The 23292-nt window shown below is 48.9% G+C and carries 24 protein-coding genes; 15 read left to right on the top strand and 9 right to left on the bottom strand.

The window, feature by feature from the left end; all coding sequences use genetic code 11:
- The 8 genes from FMS18_RS09995 (at position 1) to FMS18_RS09960 (ending at position 7724) form a co-directional block, all read left to right on the top strand.
- The gene (locus tag FMS18_RS09995; RefSeq protein WP_163294047.1) at positions 1–1302 is read left to right on the top strand and encodes a TRAP transporter large permease; all 1302 of its coding nucleotides are present in this window, start codon (positions 1–3) and stop codon (positions 1300–1302) included.
- Positions 1302–2168, top strand: a complete 867-nt coding sequence (locus FMS18_RS09990) for an RluA family pseudouridine synthase (RefSeq protein WP_163294045.1) — start codon at positions 1302–1304, stop codon at positions 2166–2168. Before FMS18_RS09995 ends, FMS18_RS09990 begins: the two co-directional genes overlap by 1 nt.
- A 188-nt stretch (positions 2169–2356) precedes the next feature.
- Positions 2357–2896, top strand: a complete 540-nt coding sequence (locus tag FMS18_RS09985; RefSeq protein WP_163294043.1) for a DUF2975 domain-containing protein — start codon at positions 2357–2359, stop codon at positions 2894–2896.
- 9 nt (positions 2897–2905) lie between these two features.
- Positions 2906–3130: a helix-turn-helix transcriptional regulator gene (locus tag FMS18_RS09980; RefSeq protein WP_163294041.1), complete on the top strand. Its 225-nt coding sequence runs from the start codon at positions 2906–2908 to the stop codon at positions 3128–3130.
- Positions 3131–3233: 103 nt separating this feature from the next.
- Positions 3234–4463 carry an efflux RND transporter periplasmic adaptor subunit gene (locus tag FMS18_RS09975; RefSeq protein WP_163294040.1) on the top strand — a complete coding sequence of 410 codons (1230 nt, stop codon included), beginning with the start codon at positions 3234–3236 and terminating at the stop codon, positions 4461–4463.
- A gap of 11 nt (positions 4464–4474) precedes the next feature.
- The gene (locus FMS18_RS09970) at positions 4475–5149 is read left to right on the top strand and encodes an ABC transporter ATP-binding protein (RefSeq protein WP_163294038.1); all 675 of its coding nucleotides are present in this window, start codon (positions 4475–4477) and stop codon (positions 5147–5149) included.
- Entirely contained in the window at positions 5149–6363 is a 1215-nt protein-coding gene (locus tag FMS18_RS09965) for an ABC transporter permease (RefSeq protein ID WP_163294036.1), read from the top strand. The genes FMS18_RS09970 and FMS18_RS09965 overlap by 1 nt, the downstream gene beginning before the upstream one ends.
- Before the next feature lie 125 nt (positions 6364–6488).
- Positions 6489–7724 (top strand): EAL domain-containing protein, encoded by a 1236-nt coding sequence (locus FMS18_RS09960; RefSeq protein WP_163294034.1) that lies wholly within the window; start codon positions 6489–6491, stop codon positions 7722–7724.
- A gap of 82 nt (positions 7725–7806) precedes the next feature.
- Here the strand turns inward: FMS18_RS09960 and FMS18_RS09955 are convergent, their stop codons facing one another.
- From FMS18_RS09955 to FMS18_RS09930, 6 genes are read right to left on the bottom strand one after another with little or no spacing between them, the layout of a single operon-like run.
- Positions 7807–8181: a 4Fe-4S dicluster domain-containing protein gene (locus FMS18_RS09955; protein WP_163294032.1), complete on the bottom strand. Its 375-nt coding sequence runs from the start codon at positions 8179–8181 to the stop codon at positions 7807–7809.
- A gap of 11 nt (positions 8182–8192) precedes the next feature.
- Positions 8193–9269: a nickel-dependent hydrogenase large subunit gene (locus tag FMS18_RS09950; RefSeq protein WP_163294030.1), complete on the bottom strand. Its 1077-nt coding sequence runs from the start codon at positions 9267–9269 to the stop codon at positions 8193–8195.
- 48 nt (positions 9270–9317) lie between these two features.
- Positions 9318–9689, bottom strand: coding sequence for an NADH-quinone oxidoreductase subunit C (locus tag FMS18_RS09945; protein ID WP_163294028.1), 372 nt, complete (start codon positions 9687–9689; stop codon positions 9318–9320).
- A gap of 20 nt (positions 9690–9709) precedes the next feature.
- Positions 9710–10144, bottom strand: a complete 435-nt coding sequence (locus FMS18_RS09940; RefSeq protein WP_163294026.1) for an NADH-quinone oxidoreductase subunit B family protein — start codon at positions 10142–10144, stop codon at positions 9710–9712.
- Between the two features lie 4 nt (positions 10145–10148).
- Positions 10149–10997: a complex I subunit 1 family protein gene (locus tag FMS18_RS09935; protein WP_163294024.1), complete on the bottom strand. Its 849-nt coding sequence runs from the start codon at positions 10995–10997 to the stop codon at positions 10149–10151.
- Entirely contained in the window at positions 10997–12901 is a 1905-nt protein-coding gene (locus tag FMS18_RS09930; protein WP_163294022.1) for an NADH-quinone oxidoreductase subunit L, read from the bottom strand. The genes FMS18_RS09935 and FMS18_RS09930 overlap by 1 nt, the downstream gene beginning before the upstream one ends.
- 295 nt (positions 12902–13196) lie before the next feature.
- On the opposite strand from FMS18_RS09930, the gene FMS18_RS09925 reads away from it, so the two are divergent.
- A complete protein-coding gene (locus FMS18_RS09925) occupies positions 13197–13715 on the top strand; it encodes a C40 family peptidase (RefSeq protein WP_239061003.1) in 519 nt (172 codons plus the stop codon).
- Between the two features lie 58 nt (positions 13716–13773).
- Here FMS18_RS09925 and FMS18_RS09920 read toward each other — a convergent pair whose 3' ends face one another.
- Entirely contained in the window at positions 13774–14292 is a 519-nt protein-coding gene (locus tag FMS18_RS09920) for a hypothetical protein (protein ID WP_163294018.1), read from the bottom strand.
- A 558-nt stretch (positions 14293–14850) separates the two neighbouring features.
- On the opposite strand from FMS18_RS09920, the gene FMS18_RS09915 reads away from it, so the two are divergent.
- The 6 genes from FMS18_RS09915 to FMS18_RS09890 all read left to right on the top strand — a co-directional run bounded on the left by FMS18_RS09915 (position 14851) and on the right by FMS18_RS09890 (position 21407).
- Positions 14851–15138 (top strand): FmdB family zinc ribbon protein, encoded by a 288-nt coding sequence (locus tag FMS18_RS09915; RefSeq protein ID WP_163294016.1) that lies wholly within the window; start codon positions 14851–14853, stop codon positions 15136–15138.
- A gap of 172 nt (positions 15139–15310) precedes the next feature.
- On the top strand, positions 15311–16606 hold the full coding sequence (gene purB / locus FMS18_RS09910) for an adenylosuccinate lyase (protein WP_163294011.1): 1296 nt from the start codon (positions 15311–15313) through the stop codon (positions 16604–16606).
- 289 nt (positions 16607–16895) lie between these two features.
- Positions 16896–18164, top strand: a complete 1269-nt coding sequence (locus tag FMS18_RS09905; protein ID WP_239061002.1) for a L,D-transpeptidase family protein — start codon at positions 16896–16898, stop codon at positions 18162–18164.
- Positions 18164–18868, top strand: coding sequence for a hypothetical protein (locus FMS18_RS09900; protein ID WP_163294000.1), 705 nt, complete (start codon positions 18164–18166; stop codon positions 18866–18868). The genes FMS18_RS09905 and FMS18_RS09900 overlap by 1 nt, the downstream gene beginning before the upstream one ends.
- A 43-nt stretch (positions 18869–18911) precedes the next feature.
- Positions 18912–20570 (top strand): M99 family carboxypeptidase catalytic domain-containing protein, encoded by a 1659-nt coding sequence (locus FMS18_RS09895; protein WP_368854159.1) that lies wholly within the window; start codon positions 18912–18914, stop codon positions 20568–20570.
- A 27-nt stretch (positions 20571–20597) separates the two neighbouring features.
- Positions 20598–21407, top strand: coding sequence for a sugar phosphate isomerase/epimerase (locus FMS18_RS09890; RefSeq protein ID WP_163293996.1), 810 nt, complete (start codon positions 20598–20600; stop codon positions 21405–21407).
- A 69-nt stretch (positions 21408–21476) separates the two neighbouring features.
- On the opposite strand, the gene FMS18_RS09885 is transcribed toward FMS18_RS09890, so the two are convergent.
- Both FMS18_RS09885 and FMS18_RS09880 read right to left on the bottom strand, forming a co-directional pair.
- Positions 21477–22814: a TRAP transporter large permease gene (locus FMS18_RS09885; RefSeq protein WP_163293994.1), complete on the bottom strand. Its 1338-nt coding sequence runs from the start codon at positions 22812–22814 to the stop codon at positions 21477–21479.
- Positions 22804–23289 carry a TRAP transporter small permease subunit gene (locus FMS18_RS09880; RefSeq protein WP_163293992.1) on the bottom strand — a complete coding sequence of 162 codons (486 nt, stop codon included), beginning with the start codon at positions 23287–23289 and terminating at the stop codon, positions 22804–22806. The genes FMS18_RS09885 and FMS18_RS09880 overlap by 11 nt, the downstream gene beginning before the upstream one ends.
- Positions 23290–23292: the final 3 nt, after the last annotated feature.

Raw genomic sequence — 23292 nt, 5'->3', positions numbered from 1 at the left:
ATGGAACCGATTACTATTGGAATTGTAGGCGTTCTCTGTCTGCTGCTGGTTATTCTTGTGCTGCGTGTACCCGTGGGCTTTGCCATGGGCATTATCGGGTTTATCGGCTTTGCCAAGGTTTTGAATCTCAAAGCCGCTTACGGAATGCTGGGGACTGAAATCTGGAATGTTTTTTCATCTTACGGGCTGACAGTCATCCCCCTGTTTATTCTCATGGGCCAGATCTGTTTTTATTCCGGGGTCAATGAGCGGCTTTACAAGTCCGCCTATGCATGGATGGGGCATATTCGAGGCGGAATTGCCATGGCAACGGTCATGGCCTGTGCCGGGTTTGCAGCTATCTGCGGGTCCAACACCGCCACCGCCGCCACCATGTCCACCGTGGCTCTGCCGGAAATGAAGAAATTCAAGTACAATCCCATTCTTTCCACCGGCTCTGTGGCTGCCGGGGCGACTCTTGGTGTGGTCATTCCTCCCAGTGTAGTGCTGATCATCATCGGCCTTCAGACCGGGGAATCCATCAGTAGATTGTTTCTGGGCGGGGTAATTCCCGGAATTCTGCTTTGCGCTCTTTTTCTGTTCACCGTATACATGATGTGTGTTGCCCACCCGGATTGGGGGCCGGCGGGTCCGGAAGTTTCCTTCAAGGAAAAGCTGGCCTCTCTGCCCGGTTCAATTGAGATGATTATCCTTTTTGTGCTGGTCATGGGCGGGCTTTTTGCAGGTTGGTTTACTCCTACCGAGGCTGGAGCCGCAGGGGCGGCATTTGCTCTTTTGATCAGCATTGTTTCCCGCGAGATGACTTTTAAACGATTTACTGCCGCTGTCAGCGATACCCTAAAAGTTTCCTGCATGATCATGACGGTAATGCTTGGGGCTGTGATCTTCGGGCGTTTTCTGGCTGTTACCCGTATCCCGTTTGAGGCCGCTAATTTCGTGGCAGCATTGCCGATTCCGCCTACGGTTATCATTCTGCTTATCTGTGTGATCTACGTCATCGGCGGCATGGTAATGGATGCGTTGGCTCTGCTGCTGATAACCATCCCCATCTTTTTCCCCATTGTCAGTGCCATGGGTTACGATCCGGTCTGGTTCGGTGTTTTGATTACCATTGTGACCACTCTGGGGGCCATCACCCCGCCAGTGGGGGTAACTACGTTTATCGTTGCTTCCATGGCTGAGGATGTGTCCATTGATCGGGTTTTTCTGGGCGTGAGTTATTTCTTGATCGCCTACGTTGCACTGGTCGCGCTGATGCTCGCCTTTCCGGCAACTGTTACTTTTTTGCCTAGTTTACTTTAATGTCCGCAGAATTTGTAAAAGTTACTAAAGCTGAAGCAGGTCAGAAGCTGGTCCGTTTTCTTGAGAGACGGGTGGGCAGCGACGTGCCGCGTTCGGCCATTATGCGTTGGATTCGCAAAGGTAATGTGCGGGTGGATAAAGGCCGCTGCAAACCTTTCGATCTGGTGCGTGAAGGTCAGATCGTGCGTATCCCACCATATAAGGCGGATGAAGCGCAGCAGAAAAAGCTCCCCGCACTTTCCATCATTTACGAGGATGAGAATTATCTGGCCGTGTGCAAGCCAGCAGGACTGCCTACGCAGGGTGGAACCGGGTATGATGATTCGGTTGCTGACCGCCTTCTTTCCATGTTTGCGGATGCTCCTTATAAGCCTGCCCCGGCCCATCGGCTGGACCGTGATACTTCCGGCGTTATTCTGGCTGGGAAATCCCATCAGGGGCAGAAGACTCTGTCCGGTTTTTTCGCAGAACACGGTGAAGGTGGGAAATATTACCTCGCGCAGGTGCAAGGTGGCTGGGATCAAGAAGGCTGGACCGAGCTGCGTGACAAAATGGAAAAGCGCGGTCCCAAAGGGCAGGAAAAAGTTGTGGTCGGCACGGGTAAAGAGGCCGTCAGTTCTGTTTGTCCTGTAAAGGTGAGCGAGAAAACATCGTTGCTTATCGTAAGGCTTCATACAGGCCGTACCCATCAGATCAGGGTGCAGCTTTCCTCGCGCGGTTTTCCGATAGTAGGGGATGCTAAGTACGGTGGTAGAAAAGGGAAAATGAAACTCCATTGTTTGCGCATTGAAACTCCCTGGTTTACGGCTTCCTGTCCCGCGGACTGGCAAAGACAACCTGACATTTTAGATCATTTTTTTAGCTGATCGCGTTTAAGAAAATCAGGAAAATATTTTTGTAAATTGAGACAGTTGAACTTGGTTCAGCTGTCTTTTTTTGTGCCTTATGAAAACTTGTGTTCATGTTTTGAGATGAAAAGTTATTGACAAACGATAATTCATTGCCGTAAGTCGTGAATCAGAAAACGGGTTAAGACTTTTGCACGGAGAGACAAATGGACAAGATTAAGAGAATGAGCATTTTTTTGAAATACGCCTTTTTGCTGATGCTGCTGGCAATTCCTGCTTTTGAATTTGGAGGATGGATTCTGTTCGACGGCGATCCGGAAGCATATTTTGTTTCAGAATTTTTGCTGAGCTTCGATCCTGAATATTTAGGTCCCCTGACTGACACCCAGAAAGCTCTGGGCCTGTTGGTCTCAGCTCCTTACGCTGGCCTTGGAATGTATTGCTGCTGGCAATTGGCCAGACTTTTTGAGCTATACTCGCAGGGGTTGATCTTCACTGCGGATAACTCTGCCTGCTACAGGAGAGCTGCTTGGGCCTTGTTGATTGGTGAGATTGTGTTCCCGGTTACTGAGACTGCTGTTTCGTACATTGCGACCATGAATAATGCCGTAGGGGAGCGGTTGATTTCAGTTACTTTTGATGATGCCAATATAGGAAACATTGTGGTGGCTTGCGTGATTCTGGCTATTTCGTGGGTTATGGATGAAGGACGCAAGCTTCAGGACGAAGCGGAACTTACAATTTAAGGGGTTGATATGGCGATACTTATTAACCTCGACGTAATGTTGGCAAAGCGGAAGGTCTCATCTAAAGATCTGGCTGAGGCTGTAGGGATTACTCCTCAGAATTTGTCCGTGCTCAAGACCGGGAAGGCCAAGGCTATCAGGTTCAGCACTCTTGATGCTATCTGCAAGTTTTTGGAGTGTCAGCCCGGTGATATTCTTGAGTTCCGGGATGAAGAAGGAAACGTAAATATTTAAGGACTCCCCTTATTCGGGCCGGGTTATGGTTGGCTCGTCCTGCGGCAGAACCGGCCTCCCCCGGTTCTGCCATTTTATTCCCGGGTTTCGGGAAGGAATATATATGTCTGATCATCCTGAAAAAAGAGAAATTGATGTAGCTTCCCTTACAGAAAACAAGAAAGGACGATGGAAAAGATTGTTCATTCTTTTGGGATTGTTGGTGCTTGCAGGGGGAGTTTTTGTGACTTTTCTTGATGGCAGTGAGGATGTGGTCGAATATAAGACCGCTGTTGCGCGGTTCGGCAATTTCACTGTTGATGTTGCTGCCAGCGGGACCTTGCAGCCGCGCAATAAAGTTATCGTGGGTTGTGAAATTTCAGGGACAATTGATAAAATTTACAAAGACTACAACGATAAAGTTGTTAAGGGTGAACTGCTGGCTCGCATGCGTACTGATGAGTTGCAGGCCCGCGTGAATCAGCTTCGCGCTGCTCTTGAATCTTCCCGCGCAAATGTTCGTAAATCTCAGGTCGATCTGAAAGATAAAAAGAATGAATGCCTGCGCATGGGCAAGCTGCGTAATAAAAATGCGGTCTCCCAGAAAAAGTTTGATAGTGCTGTGACCGCCCGCGATATGGCTGACGCTCATCTGGCAGAAGCCAAAGCCATGGTCCGCCGGGCGGAAGCCAACCTTAATGAAGCCGCCGCTAATTTGAAAAAAGCCTCCATTACTTCGCCCATTGACGGCCTTGTGCTGACCCGCCATGTGGAGGCCGGGCAGGCCGTTTCGTCAGGCATGAATACCCCGCAACTCTATACGCTGGCGACCAGCCTCAAGGATATGCGTCTTGAGCTCAATATAGATGAGGCCGACGTGGGCAAGATCAGAGCCGGGCAAACAGCCGTATTTACAGTTGATGCCTATGCCGGGAAAAAGTTTCCTGCCAAGCTTATCAAGCTGCGTTATGCTCCGCAGCGGGTTCAGGGTGTAGTAACTTACGTGGGTATTTTTTCTGTGAACAACGGAGATCTGCTCTTGCGTCCGGGAATGACCGCTGCTGCAAAGATTGAAATTGAACAGGTTCGGAACAAATTAATCATTCCCAACGGTGCGTTACGTTTTTCTCCTGCGGATATCGTTCCTGAGAATCCTCGATACACTCCTTCCTCAGAAAATGCCCTTATCTGGGTTCTCAGGGACGGTGCTCCGCATAAGATGGCTGTACGCAAAGGCAGTACCAATGGTCGGTTCACCGCGATTGTTGAAGGACAGCTCTCCACAGGAGATGAGATCATTCTATCCCGTGTGGAAAAAGTTGCTGAGAACAGCATGGCATTCACATTTGAATAGGCGGGCAGGAAATGATTGAGCTTAAAAATATAACCCGTGTCTACAATACCGGTGGAGCTGAAGTTCGGGCTTTGGACGGCATAGACATGACCATTGAGAATGGTGAATTCGTGGCGGTCATGGGCAGTTCCGGTTCAGGTAAGTCCACAACAATGAATATTCTCGGTTGTCTGGATGCCCCCTCCTCCGGCAGTTATCTCTTTGAGGGGCTTGATGTTACCTCGCTGGATAGAAGTCAGAAAGCCCGGTTGCGCAGGAGATATCTCGGGTTCGTCTTTCAGGGCTTCAATCTGCTCAGCCGGACAACCGCCCTTGAAAATGTTGAATTACCTCTTGTGTACCGGGGCCTTGCCAAGAAGGAACGGCGCAGGATGGCTTATAACGCTCTGGATAAAGTCGGCCTTGCTGACCGGGCCATGCATACCACCACGGAAATGTCCGGCGGTCAGCAGCAGCGGGTGGCTATTGCCCGTGCCATCGTCTGTAATCCATTTCTGCTTCTCGCTGACGAACCTACTGGTAACCTTGACTCTGCGCGCAGTACCGAGATCATGCAATTGCTGACTTCATTGCAGGCTGAGCACGGCATAACCGTGGTCATGGTTACCCATGAACCGGAGATGGCTCTTTGGGCATCCCGGACCATAGAATTCCGGGACGGCAAGATAATCAAGGAAGGTCACTGATGTTTCTACAAGCTGTGCTGCTCTCTTTCCGGACCCTGCGGCGTAACAAACTCCGTTCCTGCCTGACTGTGCTTGGTATTGTCATCGGCGTGGGGTCGGTAATTGCCGTTGTGGTTATCGGGCAGGGGGCCAGCCGGAAATTGACCAGTGAAATTTCCAGCCTCGGCAGCAAAATGATCATGATTTATCCTGATGAGGAAAACGGGGTCGGATTCGCCGGGGAAACATCGAATCTTATTCCATTCAAAAATTCCGATGTAGAGGCCATTAAGCGGGAGTTTCCTGATTGTGGCGGGGTTGCGCCTGTTGCTGAATCCGGGGCAGTGGCGGTTTTCGGGAGTAATAATTGCCGGACTTCGGTAACCGGGACTGAAAGCAGCTATTTTTCCATCAGAAATTGGAAGATTAAATCCGGCAGGATTTTTAGTTCCAGTGAGGAAAGGGTGGGGAAATCCGTCTGCATTATTGGAGAAAAGGTCAGTAAAAATCTTTTTAAGGGAATGAACCCCATCGGTTTTTCCATCCGTATCGACCGTTTTGCCTATCAGGTGATCGGCGTGCTTAAGTCCAAGGGTGGCTCCATGGTCGGCAAGGAGCAGGATGATGTAGTCCTTGTGCCGCTTAAGGTTTTGCAGCGCAGGATTTCAGGAACCAAGGATGTCGATATGATTCTGGTTGGTTGCGGTCCCGGTCAGGATTCAACCACCCTCAAGCGGCAGCTTAAGCAGGTCATGATTGAACGGCGTCCGGTTCCCCCCGGACACGGGAATAATTTTGCCATTGAGGATATGAAGGAAATTATCAAGACGGTAAAGAAACAGACCGGGACCTTCACAACTTTTATCAGTGCCATTGCCGCCATCAGTCTGCTGGTGGGGGGGATAGGAATCATGAATATCATGCTTGTCTCCGTAACTGAAAGAACCCGTGAAATCGGCATCCGTATGGCAGTGGGCGCACAGGAAAACGATATTTTGATTCAGTTTCTTGTGGAAGCTGTCGTACTTTCCCTGTTCGGCGGTTTACTGGGGATATCCCTTGGCTTACTTATTCCCATGGTCGTTACCAGTTACATGAAGATTCCTTTTGTCATTGATATGCGCATTATCCTGATAAGTTTTGCTTTTTCCGGACTGGTCGGTATTGTGTTCGGCTATTTTCCCGCTCGCCGCGCCGCCAGAATGAATCCCATTGATGCCTTGCGGCATGAGTGATGTTGTTGTGTATGATATTTCCTGAAATGGTTAAGCAATCGTATAAGTGATCTTTTGAAAGACATAAGGGTGTAAATCGCATAGAATGGAGTTTCGTATTAGCTGAAATAATTTTTGGGGTAGATATGAGACAGCTTTCCGTGCCAGATACCCGACAATTAGAGTCACTGCTAGCTTCACATGAAGTGCGAACTCTTTTTCAGCCTGTTGTAGCGATAAATACAAAGCAGGTGGTTGGTTTTGAGGCTTTTTCCCGTGGTAAGGAGGAAGGCGGGGACTCTTCGCTTGTTGATCTCTTTGATAGTGAAGTTGATCCTGCTCAATTGTATGAACTGGACAAAATTTGTTGTTCGCAGGCATTGCAAAGATTCAGCAAATTTTTGAAACAACGATCTGATTTTTGTCTTTTTATAAATCTTGATGCCAGGGCTCTGAGCAAGGCCTGCTGCGATAAGCATTTTTTTGTTGATATTGTAAGTGACGTAGATGTCCCGGTTCGAAATATTGTTGTTGAAATTTCTTCAGAGTGTCTTAATGAAGAAAACGGCTTAAAATTTATTGAATTCTGCCGCAACAAAGGGTTTCAAATTTGTTTTGATAAGGTGGAACATGATTCAGGGTTGCTTGCTATTCTGCTGAAAGGAAAGCCGGATTATATCAAATTGCAGCGTTCCGTCTGGAGCGATCCGTCTGACCCGACATTTAATGTTGCCAACATTGAGCATATTGTAAAAAGTTGTGCTCATGTGGGCTGTATGCCCATAGCAATGGGTGTGGAGAGTGAAGATGAGGTTCTCTATCTGTTGCAGGCCAATATTTTCTGCCACCAAGGTTTTTTCTATACCAAAAGTCCTGGAGCTGGTGCGGAAAACGGAGATTCCGTGGCTGGCTTTCTTGAAACAGTCGAGCGTATTTATGCAAAATTCAAGAAACTTCATTCTGAGCGGATCAAATCCCGGAAAGAGCATTTCCAGAAAATTAAATCCAATGTTAATAAGATCGCCAGTCTTTTTTCGAATGCGTCTGAAGAACAGTTTGGGGTGCTTTTAAAACGCGTGCTGGAAAAGTATGATGACGTGGTTTCTGTTTTTGTGCTCGATGAGCATGGGGAGCAGGCAACACAGAGATTTGCCCGAGATGTTTCGAAGGACGATCCTGCGCAGCACCGGGCAATATTGACCAAAGGGAGCGACCATTCGCTACATGATTATTTTATGCACCTTTTGCTTGGGTATGATAATTTTGTGACTCCACCCATGTATTCTCCGTTTTATGAAGAATCAACAATTCTTATTTCGATACGTTTTTTCAGTGGACCGAGGACTTTTCATCTGTTGTGCGTGGAATTTCCGGCACGATAAACAGTCTTTTTTGCAGACAATAGCAAAAACCCCCGCAATTCTAAAATCGCGGGGGTTTTTATAGTTCGAACTAAGCTTAGAATTACTTCTTGGCTTTTTTCTTGGGCAGCTTGATTTTACCGGTCTGTTCCATCATGTCGCGTTCTGCGGACGGGGCGCGGTGTACAGGTTTCATGTACAGGCTCTGTGTCGGGCAGGCATCAACGCAGATTGAGCAGTAGACACATGCGAAAGGATCGCAGATCCATGTTCCGGTGCCGCTTTCTTTATCTTTGGTGACGGTAATGCACTGTGAAGGGCATTTAATCTGGCATTTTTTGCAGAAAATGCACTCGTCAATGTTATTGAACAGTTCACCTCTGTAGCGTTCAAAAGGCTCGCGTTTCTCGATGGGGTACATGCGAGTGGAGCTTTTTTGAAGGAGGTTCTTCAGTACAGTGGGAGTCATGTTAAGCATGTCTCGGCCTCCTAGCGTTCCGTGCAGCTGATGCACGGGTCGATTGACAGAATGATAACCGGAACATCAGCCAGTTCGCAGTTCGGAAGCATCGCCAGGAGAGGCGGTACGTTGGCGAACGTGGGTGTTCTGATGCGGACCCTGTCAAGGAACTTCTTGCCGCTACCTTTCATGTAGTAGAGGCATTCACCGCGGGGCTGTTCCACGCGGGTTATGATTTCGCCTTCGGGGTTACCTTTGCAGGGAGCTGCAAGGTCACCTTGCGGGAGTCCTGCAATGGCCTGTTTTACAAGCTCAGCGGACTGCAGGGTTTCGCGGAAACGGACGGTGGAACGAGCATAGCAGTCTCCGTCCTGTTCGACGATAGGTTCGAAGTCGAGTTTATCAAATGCTGCGTATTTGAGCAGGCGCATATCAGAAGCAACGCCGCTACCACGCAGGGTCGGGCCTGCTGCACCGAGGTCGTAGGCCTGTTCTTTGGTAAGAACGCCAACACCCTTGGTACGGGCACAGACTGTGTAGTCGTTGAGAATGGTGTTCTGGATTTCTTTGATTTCTTTAACCGCAGTATCAACTTCGGAAAGAATCCAGGAGCACATCTCGGGAGTCAGGTCCTGACGGACACCACCCACAATATTGACAGATGTGATTACACGGCTGCCTGTGGTTGCTTCGTTGATGTCCATGATGCGTTCACGGATGCGCCAGAACTGCATGAACAGGGCTTCAAAACCGAAAGCATCGGCAAAGAGACCCAGCCAGAGCAGGTGGCTGTGCATACGGTGAAGTTCGGACCATATGGTGCGGAGGTATTCGGCTCTTCTGGGAACCTCAATTCCCATGATCTCCTCAATGCCTTGACAATAGCACATTGAGTGGATGTTGGAGCAGATACCGCAGACGCGTTCAACGACCTGGATCATCTGGTGGTAATCGCGGATTTCAGCGAGTTTTTCCAGACCCCTGTGAACGTATCCGAGTGCGGGAATGGCCTCCAGTACGATCTCGTCTTCCACGACAAGCTTCACATGCAGCGGCTCCGGGAGAACCGGATGCTGCGGACCGAAAGGTATGATGGTACGTGCCATAATTTACCCTATAGTTGTTTTCGTCTTGGGTTCATCCGGGAAGACGAGTTATTTTTTAGGTTTCATCGCCTTAGTGTTGTTACACATGGGGATGATGGTCACTTCGTCGTCAAGGTACAGCTTGCGGCCGAAATCGAGCACAAGGCCGTCGAACTTGATGTCGAACTGGTCCTGTAATTCGTTTTCGATGAGCAGTGCTGCGAAGTACACGCCGCTGATGGAGGGCACGGGTTTATCCATGTCCACGGTCAGGCGCAAGTTGGTGAGTACTTCGTTTTTATCAAAGTGGTAGATGATATCAGCCTGTCCGTCACCGATGTCGGTGCAGGAGAAGGTGACCATGCGCTGTCCGTCACTCTTCATCTTGGAGACTTCGCCTACCAGGCTTTCCAGAGTTATATCTATCTGATTTTCAATCATGATCTTATCCCTCGTAATGTTTAGCCTTTGAGGCCTTCAAACTTGGCAAGGGCTGTGACCACGCCGTCGATGATGGCTTCGGGTTTCGCAGGGCAACCGGGGACGTAAACATCAACCGGGATAACCTTGTCGATCCCGCCAAGAACGTTGTAGCACTCGCGGAAAATACCGCCGGACAGACCGCAGGCACCGATGGCGATAACACCTTTAGGATCAGGCATCTGATCGTAGATGTTACGCAGTACCTTTGCGTTTCTGTGGTTGACGGTTCCGGTCACCAGAAGGACGTCGGCATGTTTGGGGTTACCCACGTTGACAACACCGAAACGTTCAACGTCGTACAGCGGTGTCAGGCATGCCAGAACTTCGATATCGCAGCCGTTGCAGCTTCCGCAGTCAAAATGCATGATCCACGGAGACTTGGCGCGTGAATTTTCAATGAATTTCTTGAACATAAGCTTAACCTGCGTACAGCCAGATGAGGTTGACGAAAGACATGGCCAGACCGATGCTCCAAACGTATTTGAGCATCCAGCGCCAGGTCATGCGCGCCATTGTGTTATCAATGATCAGCTCTGCAAAGTAGGTGGAGGCGATCAAGAGTACGCAACCTACCAGGCTGGTGTGCCAGAAGAGGGCACAAATACCGAGGATGAAGATGGTCTCGTACCAGTGGCCTATTTCAATAATGCCAAGGTAGGGACCGGAGAACTCGGTAAGCATACCTTTGACCAGCTCCTGGTGCCCGTGGTGGGAAGTGGAGAAGTCAAAAGGTGATTTTCTCAGCTTGATGGTCAGAGCATAACCAAGGACTACAAACATGAGCGGCAGCTGGATCAGCAGCGGCTGTTCGTAGGCCAGAATCTCATCGATCCTGAAGCTTCCGGTAACCATAAAAATGGATGCGAAAACAAGGATGAGCAGAGGTTCATAAGTCAGGACCTGAATCAGTTCGCGCTGGGAACCTACCTGACTGTAAGGGGACGGAGTAGAAAGACCGCCCATTACCAGGAAGACAGCACCGATTGCCTGAACAAAGAAGATCAGGAGCAGGTCGCTTCCGGCAAAGAGAAGACCGACAGACAGGGCAGCTGCAATGAGGTAAACCCATGAGCAGAATACCTGCCAGAAGTTACTGACGACTTTGTCTTTACCGAACAGTTTGGCAACATCATAAAAAGGCTGCAAGAGCGGAGGACCGAAGCGGGATTGCAGACGGGCAGTAACCCGTCTGTCAAGTCCGGCAATAAGGCCGCCCAGAACAGGCGCAATAACGATGCCGAGTATTATAAGAATGATTGTTTTCATTACAGAGCCCCTCCCAGCATAAGAACGATGAGAGCAAGAGCAACGAAGTTGACCCAGAGGGTGAGTTTTTCTTCACCGAAGAACTCTTTCATGTAGTAGTTACTTGCCTTGAGTTCTACCGGGCCGTTCATGGGTCCGATAAAGGACTGAACACCGGCTTCAGGAACGTTGGCACCACACATGTAAGTCTGGGAAGTCTTATCGCTTGCAGACTTCTTGGTCTCAATCCATGAGTAGATGAACGCGGCAGCAAGGATGATAAAGATGGGGTATACAGCAAAAACACCCATGGGTGATGTGAATACGCCAGCAGTAATTTCAAAGGACTTGCCGACCATAGGCTCGATGAGCTTGGTGTAGATCACAGGCGAGAAGAAAGACAGCACCACAGCGATACCGGCAAGAGCGGTAAGGGTGAGTCTTGTCAGCGCGGACTGGGATTCTGCGGGAACTTTGTCGCGCAGGGGAGCTGTGAGCAGGATACCTGCCCATCTGGCCCAGAATACCAGAGAAAGCGCACTACCAAGTGCAAGCATGGTGATGACGAACATGTCACCGGATGCGGATTCAATGGCCATCCACTTACCGAGCAGAACGCCGAAGGGAGGCAGCAGCATGGTCATGACGCCCACGATGGTGATAACCGCAGTGCGGGGCATCTTGAGGTACAGGCCGTGCATATCTTCGATGTCGCGGCTGCCGATACCATGCTCAATTGTGCCGACGCACAGAAAGAGCAGGGCCTTGGAGGCTGCGTGGAAGATGATCAGGATGATTGCTGCGGTGATGGCCCAACTGGTATTAAGACCGGCACAACAGATGATCAATCCAAGGTTACTGATAGTTGAGTAGGCAAGGATCTTTTTACCGTTGCTCTGGCTGATCGCAATGGCAGCACAGGCAAGGAAGGTAAAGGCGCCACAGAGTGCTATACCCTGACTGAGGAAGGTTCCTGCGTAAGCGGGAGCAAGTCTCAGTACGATGTATACACCGGCCTTAACCATAGTGGAGGAGTGAAGCAGTGCGGAGACCGGAGTCGGCGCAACCATCGCTCCAAGCAGCCAGCTCTGGAACGGAACCTGAGCGGCTTTGGTGAATCCGGCGAGACAGAGCAGACCCAGAGGAGCAAGCATAAGGCCGCCCATGGGACCGGCCTGAATGATGACCTGAAGGTCAAGGGAACCGGTTTCAGCGTAGGCCCAGATCATACCGAAGACGAAAGCAACACCGCCAAGTGCGTTAAGCATCAGGGCGCGGGTGGCATTCTTGACCGCAATCTGGGTCTGGTCATGCCCGATGAGCATGAAAGAGCAGAAGGTGGTCACTTCAAAGAAGAAGTAGAGCCAGAGAATGTTGTTGGAAAGGACCAGCCCGTTCATTGCTCCGAGGAACAGAACGAGAAAGAAGAAGAATTGCGGCTGGCGGGATTTTACCAAGTGCAGATGCTCCTCATGCTCCTTCATGTACGGAATCGCGAAGAAACAGATCAGCGATCCGATGACGGAGATGACGGCAACCATAATCAGGGAAAGACTGTCTGCAAAGATAGCAGGAGTCTCAACCGCATGGTCGACGAAGAACATTTCAAACACAGCAAGCGGGATAATCTGTAAGATCACGAAGATCTTGATCATCTGATTTTTGAGTTTGAAAGCGTAATAGAGCATTACGAAAAGCAGGGCAAAATCCGCCAGGGTTATAAGGGAATCCCAGCTGATTCCAACAATTGTACCTGGAGAATAGGTAAAAGTCCCTTGTCCGAGAAGAGCAAGGGAGACCGCGGCAAGAACTACTCCTGTGCAGAGAACGATCAGAGACCTGATCGCGCTGACACGCAAAAAGTAGCAGCCGACAGCAGCCACCAAGGGCAACAAGATGGCCAGAACTAACATCATGGGCAACATACGGACCTCACTGTAACGCGATGTTGTACCAGATTTTAAAAAAAACGCCTCAGCCGTGTTATCTTTTTAGGTTTTGTGTAACTCTTGAAAATGTTTCACAATAATCACCTAAACTGTACAAATTAGTCTTCAAAATTTGAAGAAAAGTCAACAGCTAATTGAGATGAAATGGGTTTATCTACCTATAGAGATTGCTGATAATTGGAAAATATTTTGTGAAAAATTGAACCAGCACTGGCGGTAGTAGTGGTTAAATCTATTGTTAATGCCGATTTTTCGGGATAGAAACTATGTTATGAGCAAATGGGGAGCTAAGAGTAATAAAATTTTCTGGCGGGTGATTTTTTGCTGTCTGGTCATTTTGATTTCCGGGTGCGGCAAGAAGATTATCGGAGTGCCCGGATCAGGCGGTGGCGGTCCGGTTGTGCATCATTCTTTAAGATATTCTGTGGTCAATAGTGCCCGGACTCAGATTGGCAAGCCGTATAAATGGGGAGGGGCGTCGCCCGGTGAAGGGTTTGATTGTTCCGGTCTGGTCTGGTGGGTTTACCGGCGACACGGAATAAATATCCCGCGGGTCTCCTGGCAGCAGAAGAATGCGGGCAAAGCGGTACGTAGAAGTGAGATTCAGGCCGGAGATATCGTGCTTTTTAAAATTCCGGGGCAGGGCAAAAGCCTGCATACCGGAATATATTCCGGGAACGGCTATTCTTTCATTCATAGCCCCAAAAGCGGGCATACGGTACGAGAAGAGTCCATGGAGAAGAATTATTGGCGCAAATATTACATCGGCGCGCGCAGGGTCATAAAATAAAAAAAACGGGAAGCCGCTAAGTGCGACTTCCCGTTTATGCTTAAATGTATATTGGTCTTTACTGTACGGTGGAGCAAGTCGGGGGCTGAATGTGGGCTCCGCTTCCGGCATTGCCCAGTCTTTCCACGTAAGTTTTTACTTCATCCTGATCTCTCCAGCCGGAATAAAGTTCTTTCCAGTCGTCAAAAGTCATTACTTCAGACTCAAGATAGGATTCGTGTCCCTTGATCCAGAGGTTAAACAGGTACATTTCCATTTTGAAAGCTTTGGAATCAAAAACCTTGGGAACTATTTTGTCGCTGTACTTGGTGCCGTCAAAGCGTGCGCCGATGAATGAACAGACGGTGTTCATAGATTTCTGCTGGTCGATTTCCTCGTTGTTCATGAGGTCGAGCAGTCCTTTGAGTCCGGGGTATTCTTTTTCGACTTGGGTCGATACCTCGTCAGGAACTTTGACCATTAATTTTTTGCCTTCTTCAAAGATGAAGTAGAATCTTGTCCAATGGTCGAACATGAATACTTCGGTTATATCTTCAACGGCTCTATCAAATGCTTTGTTTGTCTTGGCTTTCTTCATGGTTTTCTCCTCACAGGCTTTTTGCCGGGGAGTTTTTTACTCCGCTTCCGGCAGGGAAAGTTTTATATGTTCACGATGCGGCTTATAGTCAAGGGTTAAAATCAGGTGTCTGTTGATTTGTTCAGAAATTTTAGTGTATTAGCTTGTGAAAAAAATATTTTGCGAAAAAATGCGTGAAGTCTGGCGAATTGTGTTAGCTTAAGTTCTTTACAATTGATCCTTTTTTAGGGTAATGACTCCTTCTTTGCAGCATATAATCGTGCAGCAAGTACGAAAAAAATATTCAGGAGGTCCTCCAGATGGGTAGGCACAAAAAGATCGAAAGAAAGAAAGAACTTCAGCGTAAACGTCACCGCAGAGCTAAAAGAATTAAGGCTCGTATCGCAGAAGCTAAGGCTGCCGCAGCCAGCTAAGTTATTTTACTGATCTGTTTCAGTTCCCGCACGGGCCTTGCCCGGTAATAAGCGGGACTGATCCGGTTCAGCCCCCTCATATTCAGGGACAGGTCCGCCAACCTCTTTTATGAGGTCTGGCGTGCCTTTTTTATTGGAGGGTATTATGCCGATTTATGAATACCAATGTCATGAATGTCAGCAGATATTTGAAGAATGGCAGACAAGTTTTAAAGACAAGGAACTGGAGTGTCCGGTCTGCGGTGGCTTAGCCACTAAGGTTCTGTCTAATTCCAGCTTTGTACTGAAAGGCGGAGGCTGGTATTCTTCAGGGTACTGTAAAACCGACTCGGCGGCCGGGAAAACCGGTAACTCTAGTCCGGCGGGAAGCGGTACCAGTGCATCCACTTCATCGGATTCTTCCGCAAAGAGTTCCGGCAGCGCATCAAGTTAGCTGATATAAGGCCAGACGGCCCGGTGTATTCCGGGCCGTCTGTTTTTTTGCGCGGTAAACTCATCCGATAAAATTCCCTGTGTCTTGTCCCGGCCTGCTGTTTATAATATGGTAGGCCCTGATCGTATTGAACATTACCTCATTTTCTCAACAACTAACCGGAATTGGTAAAATGATTGAAAGATATACCCGTCCCGCAATGGGTGAACTGTGGACTCTGGAGAACCGCTTCAGAGTGTGGCTTGAAGTTGAAGTCGCTGTCTGTGAAGCATGGCATAAGCTTGGTCGCATCCCGGCTGAAGACATGGAGATCATCCGTGAAAAAGCGGATTTCGAATTGGACCGTATCCTCGAAATTGAGGAAAAGACCAAACATGACGTCATCGCTTTCCTGACCGCCGTGGAAGAGAAAGTCGGTCCTTCTTCCCGCTTCATCCACCTTGGCTGCACTTCTTCAGATATTGTCGACACCGCTAACGGCGTAATGCTCAGCCGTGCCGGGAAGATGATTCTGGACGATCTTGATGAATTTCTTGAAGCCCTTAAAGAAATGGCTCACGCCAACATGGGCCGCATGTGCATGGGCCGTACTCACGGTATTCACGCTGAACCTACCAGCTTCGGTTTGAAAATGGCCGGTTTCTACGCCGAGTTCTCCCGCCATCGTGAGCGTATCGCCGATGCCTTGAAGAGCGTCAGCGTGGGTAAAATTTCCGGTGCGGTAGGAACTTACGCCCTGCTGGATCCCGAAGTAGAGCGCATTACCTGTGAGCTTCTCGGAATCGGTGTGGACCCCATCTCCACCCAGATCGTACAGCGTGACCGCCATGCGGACTTTTTCACAGCACTGGGCATGCTTGGCGGCGGAATTGAACGTCTGGGCGTTGAACTGAGACATCTTCAGCGTACCGAGGTTCTTGAAGTTGAAGAAGGTTTTAGTAAAGGTCAGAAAGGTTCTTCCGCTATGCCGCACAAGAAGAATCCCATTTCCGCAGAAAACCTCTGCGGACTTTCCCGTCTGCTGCGTACCAACGGGCTTGTTACTATGGAGAACATGCCTCTCTGGCACGAGCGTGACATCAGTCACTCTTCCGTGGAAAGGGTCATTATGCCTGACTCCACCATCCTTGCCGACTACATTCTCGCCCGCATGACCGGAGTTATCAAAAGGCTGAAGATCAACGGCGACAACATGGATCGCAATCTCATGGCCTCCTACGGTCTTTTCTATTCTCAGCGGGTGCTTATTGCTCTTGTTGAAACCGGGCTTGAGCGTCAGAAAGCTTATGAGATGGTTCAGAAAGTGGCCATGCATTGCTGGGAAAACAAGGTTTCCTTTCCTGATGAAGTCCGCAAGGATGAAACCATCAATTCCCATCTTGACAGCGGTGCTTTGGATGAAGCTTTTGATATGGACTATTACACCCGTTATGAAGAGATGATTTTCAAAAGAGTGTTCGGTGAATAGCTTGAAAACTTATACTTTGAACTGATTTTTAATCCCGGCGCAGTTGTTTCAGCTGTGCCGGGTCTTCTTTTTTGCAGTACTTATACATTCATGTTAGGGTCTTAAAAAGCTGCTTTTTAATAATGGAAAAGTGTTGTAAGGAAGCTGATTGGAAAGACGTCTTATACGGCTCTGGTGCAGTGTCCGTTGTTGATTAGTGAATCAAATGTTTAGTGTATATCCTTAATTCTTTTTTATGTTTTTTATATTGTCATTTTGTAGTGCAGGGCGATGGAGTATCGGGTTCGGAATGATGCATTTATTGAGAATTTTTACGGCAGTCTTTTTTCTGCTGTCAGGCTTTACATCCCTTTGTTTTGCTCAGGGGTGGGAACCTGTTATTGATCCGACTCCGTTGGTTCCTGAATATGTTGTCGCTGTGGAGAAAAAATCCCAGACTCTGCATCTTCTGATCCATAAAAGCCCTTTGCATGCCGATGCAAGCTTTACTTGTGCTACCGGACAGGTTGCGGGAGATAAGATTGTTGAAGGCGATCTCAAGACTCCTGAAGGCGTCTATTTCACCACCGGGAAAAGAACCGGCCTGAAAGACTTTACACTCTACGGGGAAATGGCGTTTCCTTTGGATTTTCCCAATCCTGTGGACCGTATCAGAGGTAAGACCGGGTATGGAATCTGGATTCATGGGCGTGGCAAAGAACTTGTACCCATGGATACTAAAGGGTGCGTGGCATTGGTCAATCCCGATATGGATTACCTTGATAAAAAGATAAAACCCGGAACCCCTGTAGTCATCGGGGAAAAAGTCGGCTGGAACAACGCAAATGACGGACAGTCCGACGAGTCCGCCGAGCTTGAAAAGCTGGTCCGCAAATGGGCTGCGGACTGGGAATCCCGTGATGATTCCTTTTTTGCTGCTTATTCCCCGGAGTTGTTTGGAAAGTCTGAGAGACGTTCCTTCAAGGCTTTTGAAAACAGGAAGAAAAGGATCTTTTCCCGTGCCGGATGGATTGACATAGAGTTGTACAATCTGCATGCCCTGCGCGGTCCTGATTACTGGGTAACCTGGTTTGATCAGTATTATCGTTCCGGTAAACTGTCCTCATCCTCTTCCAAAAGGCTCTACTGGCAGAAGGTGGATGGAAAGTGGAAAATTGTAGGTCGTGAATACGGGCCTTCGATTCATTCACTTAAAGATAAATATCTCGCTACCAAGCTGGCGGGCGTGGAAGGTTTTCTCGATACATGGAAGAAAAGCTGGCTTGCAGCTGATATGGATAAATATATTTCCCTGTATGATTCCCGTGCCCGGCAAGGACGCCGGAGGGGATCTGAGTCCATCAGGAAAAACAAGCTTTCCATTTGGAAAGAGCGCAAACCTTCATCTGTTGAGTTCGGCAAAATCACCCTGCGGGAGCATCCGCAAGGATTGGTGGCGGCTTTCAGGCAGGAGTATTCTGATTCTTCCGGCTACAGTGACAAGGGATTTAAAAAACTGGTTATCCGTCCGGAAAAGAACGGCTGGCGGATTGTTGACGAACAATGGAGAAAGCTCTGATGGGCAATACCAAGTACAATGTTCTTTTCATGCGTGACGATGACACTGTCAAACGCTATCGCCTCAGCCCCTTCTGGCTGAAGGTCCTTTTCTGGATTGTATTCATGCTCGCTGTCTGTGCCGGTGCCGGGGCATGGGCCGGATATACTTTCTGGAACGAGAACGGACAGCTTAAGCAGGAAAAAATTGAGCTGCAAAAGACTCTCAATGATGCTTCTGTACAGCTGGAGCGGCTGGAGAACGTTAATAAGATCCTCGATTCTTATGATCCTAATGAGTTGCAATCCCTGCTCGCCGCTGTCCCGGTGGAAGAAAAGAAGGTTGAATCCACCCCTGTTGTGGATTTGAATAAGCTGCTTTTCTATAAGAATTTGATGCGGGCCGGAGTTGAGAATGTTAAGGTGCGTAAGTCTGGAAGTAGTCTGGCAGTGAGCTTTGATTTGAATAATCTTCAGACATCTTCAGCTCTGAGTGGTCTAGCCAAGATTGAGCTTATCGAGAATAACGGCAAGGGCGTTAAGATCAGAGTAAACCGCAATGATCTGTCTTTCCACATCCAGCGTTTTAAGGTTGTGCGGACTCGGTTCGGTTTACCTGCCGGAGCATCCTTGAAAGATATTTACGGCATCAGGTTAATGATCACTACTAAAAAGGGTGAGTTGATTTTCAGTGAAGTATATCCTTTGTCGCGCGTTCTTAATTAGTCTTTTCACTCTGTTCCTGGCCTTCCCGGCTAAGGCGCAGCAGGTGCGGAACTATACCTTTTTCGAAGGCACGCAGTACCCGCTCAGGGTTACCTGGGTTTTCGGTGATGAACCGGGACCGGTGATTATGGTGCAGGGAGGCATTCAGGGTGATGAGCTTTCCGGTTTTTTTACCGCCCAGCTTTTGACCCGCTGCAAGGTGCGCAAGGGAAGCCTGATAATTGTTCCACGAGCTAATGAACCTTCGATTTTACGCCGTACCCGGCAGATAAATGTCGATTTGAATCGCCGTTTTGATAAGGAATACAACAGTTTTTACGAAGACCGCCTTGCTCGGGCGATACGGTTTCTCATCGGCGGGGCTGAAGGCTTTATCCATCTTCACGAAGGGAGTGGATTCTATAGTCCCAAATACGTGAACAGCCTGCGCAACCCCAAGCGTTACGGGCAGTCATTGATCATTGATGCCGCAGTGTACAAAGATATCCAGCTTGCTGAGATGTGTAAACGCACTATCAAGAAGCTTAACGGGGAGATACGTAATAAATCTTTCTGGTTTACCCTTTTTAATACCGATACCTTCGCTAAGGCGACCCAATATCCCGAAATGCTGAAATCTTTGACCTGTTATGCCCTGCATGAACGGGGAATCCCGGCTATGGCTGTGGAGGTCAGTAAGGATATTAAAGATCTCGGCTGGAAAGTTCGTCAGCAGTTGCGGGCTACGGTTTATCTGTTACGCGAATTCGGCCTTGAGCTGGATGTTCCTGAATTTTCATTTCCAAAATCTCACAAAGGTCAGGGGTTCGAAGTCCTGATTAACGGCAAGCCCCTGCGTGGGAAGTCCATTGATTTGGTCCGCGGTGCGCCTGTTTCCACCTCTGGCAAGGCTGTAATCGATTCCGGGCTTGAACCTGCTGTGGCTGTTTTTGCCAGCGACCGTCCCAACCTCAACCTGTTGACTGCTCCGCGTATGGCCCTGTCGCAATTTCCCGCTCTTGAAGTGCGTATTGACGGCAGCAGGCAGTCCAAAGCCAGAGTGCGCTGGAAGGGCAGCAAGCCCGACCTGCCGGAAGTTAGCGGCCCGGTCTTTCTTTGCTGGCTGAACGGGCAGCCCCGTTTTATCGGTGCAGGATCAACCTTGCAGGCAGTTGAAGGTGACCAGATTATTCTGGAAGGCATCCTTGGCAGCAGTAAAGAGGAGATTTTGAATCTCAAGGGATTTGTTGCCTCGGTAATGATCAACAGCGGTCAGGATGTGGGGCATGAGATTATCGCCGATCCTTCTAATTTTATGAAAAAGTACATGCTTGAAGGACCTGATGGAATCTCACGTTACCGGGTTGTACGGGAAACTCCCGGTAAAAAACGTACAGAATTTTATCTGGCCATTGTTCCCCGCACAATCAAAGCTCTTGAGTTGCAGGATGAGGAAGGCAAACCTGATCTGGTCAACTGGACTAGTGGAAAAAGCCTTCAGCTTAGACCTGACAGCTATGCTTTGAAAGATGTCTGGAGTAACGGAGAGCGTTGCAAAATCCAACCTTTTGTTGATAATATTCCTATTTCTTGGGGTGAGACTTTTGATGTGCGGCCTGGCAAGGAAACCATCTTGACCATGCGTCACACTACTACTTTTGTTCCTGTGGGACAGATGGTTTTAAAGGGAACGGATTATCTACAGACCAAGCTTGACCAGTAACTGGTCCTGCTCGGAGGGGGATGGAGAATGAAGCCTGAATTTGAGACCTGTTTCGTAAATCTTCCCCTGCGCTATATTTATAATTCACCTGAGTATTTGGATTTCTTCATTGAAAATTCAATTCAGCCTGAACTTGGCCTTGATTGCCTTGGCGATGAATGTTTGAGCATGGATTTGCTGCTTTCTATCCGTGATCGTTTTGCTGAGGCAGAGCTTGGTTGCACTGTGCATCTGCCGTTTCTGGACCTCAAGCCTTCCAGCCTTAATCCTGCCATCCGTAATGCTTCCATTGATACTTTGCATACAGCCTTTGAGCTGGCGAAAATTTTCTCTCCCCAGCGCATGGTCATGCATCCTTCTTTCACTTCATGGCTTGAACCGCCCCTTTTCGAGCGGGCTTACGCCAATTGTGTTGACGGTATCCGCCGGCTGAGCGATTCATGGGTGGATCATCCGCCACTTTGTCTTGAAAATACTTACGAATTTACCCCGGACCCCATTGTGCGATTGGTTAAAGAGCTTGACCGGGATAATGTCGGGATCTGTTTTGATCTCGGGCATTGGCATTCCTTTTCCAAAGGATATGAGCATGGTGATTTTGATATCTGGTTTGATGCTTTTGCGCCGCATATCAAACACCTTCATCTGCATGACAATCATGGCAGTAAGGATGAGCATCTTGCCCTCGGGCAGGGCAGTATGAATTGGGATTACATAATTGCCCGCATCTCCGGGCTTGACCCGTTGCCGACGTTCACCCTTGAGCCGCATAATCGCGATGATTTTACCCTGACCTATGCCTATTTCAGGGAGCATGTAGCGGCTAGGCTGTTTTAATAAAAGGAATTTAAAACACAAAAATCCCCGCAAAGTTAAACTTTGCGGGGATTTTTGTGTTTAATGCTATTAGCTTCCGATCATTTTCTCCGGCAGATAGAATACTATCTCCGGGAACATGGTCACCAGAATAACCATCAGTACCATGATCACGAAGAATGGGAAGGTCGCCTTGAGGATATCTTTTACGTCGTCTCCGGTGATGTACTGGATGACGAAGATGGAGAATCCTACTGGCGGGGTTACCTGCGACAGTTCGACCATAAAGACCACGAAGATACCGAACCAGAGCGGATCGAAGCCGGCTGCGGTTACGATGGGCAGCACAATGGGCAGGGTCATAACTACGATGGATATGCCATCAAGGATCATACCCAGCATGACGTACATGATACCCAGAACGAAGATGAGCATGTACGGTGAAAGGTCCAATGTTGCGATATATTTACTGAGTGCCGTGGCAATACCGAGAAAGCCGACCACCTGTGACAGAAAAGCCGCGCCGCAAATAATGAAGCAGATCATACCGCTTGTCTTTGTTGCGGAAAGCAGGGCTTCCTTGAAATTGGACAGGGTCAGGTTTTTAAACCAGACGGCGATGCCGAGCGCGCCGAGCACACCGATTACAGCCGCTTCAGTTGGAGTGGTCAATCCAGCATATATACCGCCCAGTACTACAGTAATGAGCAGAAATACCGGGAATAAATCCTTCAAGGATTCAATACGCTGGGCGGTGGTGAATTCTTCCTTTTCCTGCGGAACGAGAGTGGGGTCCATCATGCAGCGTATAATGATGTATGCGGAATATACGGCTGCGAGAGTCAAACCCGGAATAACTCCGGCAATGAAGAGCTGCCCGATGGATGTGTCGGAGAGGATGCCGTAGATAATCATGATCAGGCTGGGAGGGATCAGGAATCCCAAAGTGCCGGACCCGGCAAGTGAACCGATGGCGAGGCTTTTGTGATAGCCGCGCTCGGAAAGTTCATTAAAGGTAATTTTACCCACAGTGGCGGTTGTGGCCGCACTGGAGCCGGAAACCGCTGCAAAAAGGGAGCAGGCCACTACGTTGATATGGTAGAGGCGGCCCGGAATGTTGGACAGCCACGGCACCAGACCATTGAGCAGGCGGGTGGAAATGGATGTGCGGTACAGGATTTCACCCATGAGAATGAACAGGGGCAGGGCCGAAAGAGGCCACGAGTTCATGGTGTTCCACAGGGAGTTTGCCATGAGGTCGCCTATTTTATCCCAGACAGAAATGGTCGGCGGCAGGTTCATCTTGCAGAAAAGCATGCCGCAGATAGCTGCTGCGTAAAGGGAAAATCCGATCCAGAGGCCGGAAAGCAGAAATAAGACCATGCCCCCTACAAGGACAACGGCCAGCATCAAGGGATCACTTATCATTAATAGCTCTCCTGGCAATAAAGGCGATAATCTGAAGCAGAAGCAGGGCCAGACCCACAGGAATAGCAAGTTGCGGAATCCAGAGCGGGGTTTCCGCAATGGTGTCCGCTGTCATTTCAAGTTCCCATGTCTCGTAGACCATCTGCACGGTATAAAAGAGGGCGAAGGATGTTATTGCCGCTCCGATAATTCCGGAAATTATGTCAGCTATACGTTTGCCGTTTTCAGAAAAATGTGAGGTAAGCAGGTTGATCCTGATCAGCCCGTCTTCTTTCATAGTATAGGCCAGCCCGGTCAGGATCAGGAAAACAAGGGCGTAGCCGCCGTATTCGCTGGAAACAAGGGTGGATGTATTGAGCACCGCACGCAGGAAGATTTCGAGGACCACAAGCCCAACGATAAAGAGCATCCCGGCTGCTGAAAGAAAGGCCCCTCCTGTGGAGAGGCCTTCGATTAACCTGATAATTGCACGCATGTT

It is taken from the genome of Desulfovibrio sp. JC022 (genome assembly GCF_010470665.1).
Lineage (GTDB): Bacteria > Desulfobacterota > Desulfovibrionia > Desulfovibrionales > Desulfovibrionaceae > Maridesulfovibrio.
This window is presented reverse-complemented; position numbering and strand designations above follow the sequence as displayed.

Excerpts from the sequence above, each read along its gene's own strand:
- FMS18_RS09930 (WP_163294022.1), bottom strand. The coding sequence starts at position 12,901 with ATGTTGCCCATGATGTTAGTTCTGGCCATCTTGTTGCCCTTGGTGGCT.
- FMS18_RS09995 (WP_163294047.1), top strand. The coding sequence starts at position 1 with ATGGAACCGATTACTATTGGAATTGTAGGCGTTCTCTGTCTGCTGCTG.
- purB (WP_163294011.1), top strand. The coding sequence starts at position 15,311 with ATGATTGAAAGATATACCCGTCCCGCAATGGGTGAACTGTGGACTCTG.
- FMS18_RS09900 (WP_163294000.1), top strand. The coding sequence starts at position 18,164 with ATGGGCAATACCAAGTACAATGTTCTTTTCATGCGTGACGATGACACT.
- FMS18_RS09940 (WP_163294026.1), bottom strand. The coding sequence starts at position 10,144 with ATGTTCAAGAAATTCATTGAAAATTCACGCGCCAAGTCTCCGTGGATC.
- FMS18_RS09960 (WP_163294034.1), top strand. The coding sequence starts at position 6,489 with ATGAGACAGCTTTCCGTGCCAGATACCCGACAATTAGAGTCACTGCTA.
- FMS18_RS09920 (WP_163294018.1), bottom strand. The coding sequence starts at position 14,292 with ATGAAGAAAGCCAAGACAAACAAAGCATTTGATAGAGCCGTTGAAGAT.
- FMS18_RS09955 (WP_163294032.1), bottom strand. The coding sequence starts at position 8,181 with ATGCTTAACATGACTCCCACTGTACTGAAGAACCTCCTTCAAAAAAGC.
- FMS18_RS09950 (WP_163294030.1), bottom strand. The coding sequence starts at position 9,269 with ATGGCACGTACCATCATACCTTTCGGTCCGCAGCATCCGGTTCTCCCG.
- FMS18_RS09880 (WP_163293992.1), bottom strand. The coding sequence starts at position 23,289 with ATGCGTGCAATTATCAGGTTAATCGAAGGCCTCTCCACAGGAGGGGCC.
- FMS18_RS09915 (WP_163294016.1), top strand. The coding sequence starts at position 14,851 with ATGCCGATTTATGAATACCAATGTCATGAATGTCAGCAGATATTTGAA.
- FMS18_RS09965 (WP_163294036.1), top strand. The coding sequence starts at position 5,149 with ATGTTTCTACAAGCTGTGCTGCTCTCTTTCCGGACCCTGCGGCGTAAC.
- FMS18_RS09990 (WP_163294045.1), top strand. The coding sequence starts at position 1,302 with ATGTCCGCAGAATTTGTAAAAGTTACTAAAGCTGAAGCAGGTCAGAAG.
- FMS18_RS09985 (WP_163294043.1), top strand. The coding sequence starts at position 2,357 with ATGGACAAGATTAAGAGAATGAGCATTTTTTTGAAATACGCCTTTTTG.
- FMS18_RS09890 (WP_163293996.1), top strand. The coding sequence starts at position 20,598 with ATGAAGCCTGAATTTGAGACCTGTTTCGTAAATCTTCCCCTGCGCTAT.
- FMS18_RS09935 (WP_163294024.1), bottom strand. The coding sequence starts at position 10,997 with ATGAAAACAATCATTCTTATAATACTCGGCATCGTTATTGCGCCTGTT.
- FMS18_RS09970 (WP_163294038.1), top strand. The coding sequence starts at position 4,475 with ATGATTGAGCTTAAAAATATAACCCGTGTCTACAATACCGGTGGAGCT.
- FMS18_RS09980 (WP_163294041.1), top strand. The coding sequence starts at position 2,906 with ATGGCGATACTTATTAACCTCGACGTAATGTTGGCAAAGCGGAAGGTC.
- FMS18_RS09885 (WP_163293994.1), bottom strand. The coding sequence starts at position 22,814 with ATGATAAGTGATCCCTTGATGCTGGCCGTTGTCCTTGTAGGGGGCATG.
- FMS18_RS09945 (WP_163294028.1), bottom strand. The coding sequence starts at position 9,689 with ATGATTGAAAATCAGATAGATATAACTCTGGAAAGCCTGGTAGGCGAA.
- FMS18_RS09905 (WP_239061002.1), top strand. The coding sequence starts at position 16,896 with ATGATGCATTTATTGAGAATTTTTACGGCAGTCTTTTTTCTGCTGTCA.
- FMS18_RS09925 (WP_239061003.1), top strand. The coding sequence starts at position 13,197 with ATGAGCAAATGGGGAGCTAAGAGTAATAAAATTTTCTGGCGGGTGATT.
- FMS18_RS09975 (WP_163294040.1), top strand. The coding sequence starts at position 3,234 with ATGTCTGATCATCCTGAAAAAAGAGAAATTGATGTAGCTTCCCTTACA.